The sequence below is a fragment of the Streptomyces sp. CNQ085 genome (assembly GCF_022614595.1).
Lineage (GTDB): Bacteria > Actinomycetota > Actinomycetes > Streptomycetales > Streptomycetaceae > Streptomyces.
In genome coordinates this window covers 71,133-74,725 of sequence record NZ_JAJFAU010000002.1, presented here as the reverse complement: position 1 = coordinate 74,725, position 3,593 = coordinate 71,133, and the positions used below count along the sequence as shown (strand labels likewise).

4 protein-coding genes are annotated in these 3,593 nt (G+C 74.4%); 1 reads left to right on the top strand and 3 read right to left on the bottom strand.

What is annotated here, in order from left to right:
* Positions 1-267: 267 nt before the first annotated feature.
* Positions 268-1,161: a 4-hydroxy-tetrahydrodipicolinate synthase gene (gene dapA / locus LJ221_RS01020; protein WP_241712847.1), complete on the top strand. Its 894-nt coding sequence runs from the start codon at positions 268-270 to the stop codon at positions 1,159-1,161.
* A 27-nt stretch (positions 1,162-1,188) separates the two neighbouring features.
* Here dapA and LJ221_RS01015 read toward each other — a convergent pair whose 3' ends face one another.
* The 3 genes from LJ221_RS01015 to LJ221_RS01005 all read right to left on the bottom strand — a co-directional run bounded on the left by LJ221_RS01015 (position 1,189) and on the right by LJ221_RS01005 (position 3,523).
* The gene (locus LJ221_RS01015; protein ID WP_241712846.1) at positions 1,189-2,019 is read right to left on the bottom strand and encodes an EI24 domain-containing protein; all 831 of its coding nucleotides are present in this window, start codon (positions 2,017-2,019) and stop codon (positions 1,189-1,191) included.
* Between the two features lie 86 nt (positions 2,020-2,105).
* The gene (gene dapD / locus LJ221_RS01010; protein ID WP_241712845.1) at positions 2,106-3,104 is read right to left on the bottom strand and encodes a 2,3,4,5-tetrahydropyridine-2,6-dicarboxylate N-succinyltransferase; all 999 of its coding nucleotides are present in this window, start codon (positions 3,102-3,104) and stop codon (positions 2,106-2,108) included.
* A 95-nt stretch (positions 3,105-3,199) separates the two neighbouring features.
* A complete protein-coding gene (locus LJ221_RS01005; RefSeq protein WP_241712844.1) occupies positions 3,200-3,523 on the bottom strand; it encodes a multidrug efflux SMR transporter in 324 nt (107 codons plus the stop codon).
* Positions 3,524-3,593: the final 70 nt, after the last annotated feature.

Genomic DNA, 3,593 nt, shown 5'->3' with positions numbered 1-3,593 from the left:
CCCCCCCCCCCCCCCCCCCCCCCCCCCCCCCCCCCCCCCCCCCCCCCCCCCCCCCCCCCCCCCCGGCACATTCCACGGCGCGGCGGGGAGAAGCGGTACGTCGACGACCATCGAACCCACCGACGGGATCGAGGCCGAGATGGCCGACAGCGGTGAACCGAACCCGGACGAACTGTTCGAGGAGCGCCCCGGGCCGGGGCCGCAGCCGACCAGGCCGGTTGGACAGCCGGTTGGACCGGCCGCTCCGGCGTGGACCAGACTCGCCCCATGCCCGACTCCCCCTTCGGCCGCGTCGCCGCCGCCATGATCACCCCGTTCGACTCCTCCGGCGCCCTGGACCTCCCCGGCGCCCGGCGACTGGCCGCCCATCTGGTGAACCGGGCCGGCTGCGACGCCCTGGTCCTGGGTGGCACCACCGGCGAGTCACCGACCACCTCCGACGACGAGAAGACCGCTCTGGTACGGGCCGTGGCCGAGGAGGTCGGCGACCGGGCCCGGATCGTCGCCGGCGTCGGATCCGCCGACACCCGCCACTCGGCGGAGCTGGCGCGGGCCGCCGAGGAGGCCGGCGCCCACGGCCTCCTGGTCGTCACGCCGTACTACTCCCGCCCCACCCAGGAGGCCATCGCCCGCCATCTGGCCACCGTCGCCGACGCCACCGCCCTGCCGGTGATGCTCCACGACGTCCCCTCCCGCACCGGGGCGGGCACCGCGCTGACGGTGGAGACGCTGACCCGGCTCGCCGAGCACCCTCGCATCCGCGCGGTCGAGGACTGCGCCCACGACCTGATGAAGACGGCGAGGGTGCTGGGCTCCACCGGGCTGGCCTACTACTCCGGCTGCGACGAGACGAACCTGCCGCTGCGCGCGATCGGCGCCCACGGCTGTGTGAGCACGGTCGCCAACGTGGCGGGGCCGGCCGTACGCGGCGTCCTGGACGCCTTCGACACCGGCGACCACGCCGAGGCCGCCCGGCGTCATCGGGCCCTGGTGCCGCTGGTCGACGCGATGATGTCCCAGGTGCCCGGCGCGGTGTCGGTCAAGGCGCTGTTCGCGGCGGCGGGGCTGCCGGGCGGCCCGGTGCGCCCGCCCCTGCTGCCGGCCGGCGAGGAGCTGACCGCGCGGCTGGCCGACGCGCTCAGGACGGCACTGTCCCGGTGATCGCGCCCGGCGGCCCCGGGGGCGCGATCAGGCCGGTCCGGCCGGACCGCTCCGGTGACCCGGCTCGGCCCGCATCCCCTGCGGCCCGTACTGCTCCCGCGCGGCCGGCTGCCCGTCCGCGGGCGCGCCCGTCAGGTCCCGCACCAGGAGGGCGGCGCCGGCGACCGCGCCCGGCATCAGGAAGACCGCGGCCAGCGGCACCAGGAAGCACAGCGCCAGCGGTGTGCCGAAACCGACCGCGAGCGCCTTGCGCCCGCGCAGCAGCCGCATCCGCTCGCGGACGGGGATGTCCCGGCGCTGCATGGCCACCGAGGTGAGCTCCAGCGCCAGGAAGAACCCGGAGACGACGAGGCCGAGGACGGGGACGACGGTCTGGCCGGCGACAGGGACGAAGCCGAGCAGGAGCAGCACCACTCCGAAGGCCAGCGCCCGCACCAGGACGTAGAGGCTGTCGCACAGGGAGATCCACAGTCCGCGCAGCAGCGGGACGTCCGGGCCCTCGGGGCAGCCACCCTCAAACTCCTCGACCTTCTCCGACAGGGACTCGTAGAAGGGATCGCCGACCAGCAGGGTGACGGCGGTGAAGGTGAGCACCGCCATCAGCAGGCCGCCGGCGAACAGCAGCACCGTGAACGTGCCGCGCAGCAGTCCGCCCCAGGGCGAGGACCAGCCGTCGGCGAACGGCGTGGCCCAGACCGCCAGGTCGTCGGCCCAGAAGCCGAGGGCGATCAGAGCCGCCGTGTAGAGCACCAGGGTGATGAGCGCGGGCAGCAACCCGAAGCCGAACCACCGTCCGTTGCGCAGGACCCACTTCTGCCCCTGCCCCAGGTACCGCGCCCCGGTCATGAGATCGCCCATGGCCGCACAGCGTAACGGGCCCGCCGCCCGGTGGGGGCGGCGGGCCCGGCCGAGTGCCCGGTGCCGGGGACGTATCCGGCGCGGCGTCAGTTGTGGCTGTGCAGGGCCTCGTTCAGACCGCCCCAGGAGCCGGAGCGCTGGAGGGCCTCGACGGCCCCGGTGGTGGAGTTGCGGCGGAACAGGAGGTTGTTCGCGCCGGACATCTCCAGTGCCTTGACGACCTCGCCGTCGGGCAGGGCGACGCGGGTGCCGGCCGTCAGGTAGAGGCCCGCCTCCACGACGCAGTCGTCGCCCAGCGAGACGCCGATACCGGCCTCGGCGCCCAGCAGGCACCGCTCACCGATGGAGATGGTCTGCTTGCCGCCGCCGGAGAGGGTGCCCATGATCGATGCGCCGCCGCCGATGTCGGAGCCGTCGCCGACGACGACACCCGCACTGATGCGGCCCTCGACCATGGAGGTGCCCAGTGTCCCGGCGTTGAAGTTGACGAAGCCCTCGTGCATCACGGTGGTGCCGGAGGCGAGGTGGGCGCCCAGGCGCACCCGGTCGGCGTCGCCGATGCGCACACCCCTGGGGATGACGTAGTCGGTCATCCGGGGGAACTTGTCGACGCTGGTGACCGTGAGCTGCCTGCCCTCGGCGCGAGCGGCGAGACGGACCTGCTCGACCCGCTCGACGGGTACGGGACCGAGGTTGGTCCAGGCCACGTTGGCGAGCAGACCGAAGATCCCGTCCAGGTTCTGGCCGTGCGGCCTCACCAGGCGGTGGCTGAGCAGATGCAGCCGCAGGTAGGCGTCGTGCGCGTCCAGGGGCTTGTCGTCCAGCGAGGCGATGGCGGTGCGGACGGCGATGACCTCGACGCCGCGGACCCGGTCCGGTCCCAGGGCCTGCGGCGCGGCGTCGCCCAGCAGCTCGGCGGCGCGCTCGGCGCTCAGCCGCTCGGTGCCGGCGGGTCCGGGCGCGCCGGTCAGCTCGGGCGCGGGGAACCAGGTGTCGAGGACGTCGCCCCCCTCGAGCGCGACGGTGGCCAGTCCGGCGGCGACTGCGCCGGTCGTACGGGGTGCGGGTGCGGGTGCTTCGGTCATGGCCAAACGCTAACCGGACACCTTCCGCGGGCGCGAACCGGTCCCACCGGCCGGACACCGCGGGCAGGTACGCGGGAGACGCGCACGCGGCACCGTCAGTGGCCGCCGCCGCCCAGGTTGAGGACCACCACCCCGGCGATGACCAGGAGGATTCCGGTGATTCTGGCGGCGGTGACCGCCTCGCCGATGAAGACCATGCCGATCACGGCGATGGCCGCGGTGCCGACGCCCGACCAGATCGCGTACGCGGTGCCGACCGACATGGTCCTCAGTGTCTGCGCGAGCAGGGTGAACGCGACGAGGTACCCGGCGGCGGTGCCCAGGGTGGGCCACAGCCGGGTGAAACCGTCGCTGTACTTCATCGAGGTGGTCGCCAGCACCTCGGCCATGATCGCGCAGGCCAGCATCAGATACACCATGCGCCGAGGCTACGCAGCGGTACGGCGGGCCCGCCGACCACCCCGTCCGTGCGCGCACACGCCGCCGGGG

Excerpts from the sequence above, each read along its gene's own strand:
- dapA (WP_241712847.1), top strand. The coding sequence starts at position 268 with ATGCCCGACTCCCCCTTCGGCCGCGTCGCCGCCGCCATGATCACCCCG.
- LJ221_RS01005 (WP_241712844.1), bottom strand. The coding sequence starts at position 3,523 with ATGGTGTATCTGATGCTGGCCTGCGCGATCATGGCCGAGGTGCTGGCG.
- dapD (WP_241712845.1), bottom strand. The coding sequence starts at position 3,104 with ATGACCGAAGCACCCGCACCCGCACCCCGTACGACCGGCGCAGTCGCC.
- LJ221_RS01015 (WP_241712846.1), bottom strand. The coding sequence starts at position 2,019 with ATGGGCGATCTCATGACCGGGGCGCGGTACCTGGGGCAGGGGCAGAAG.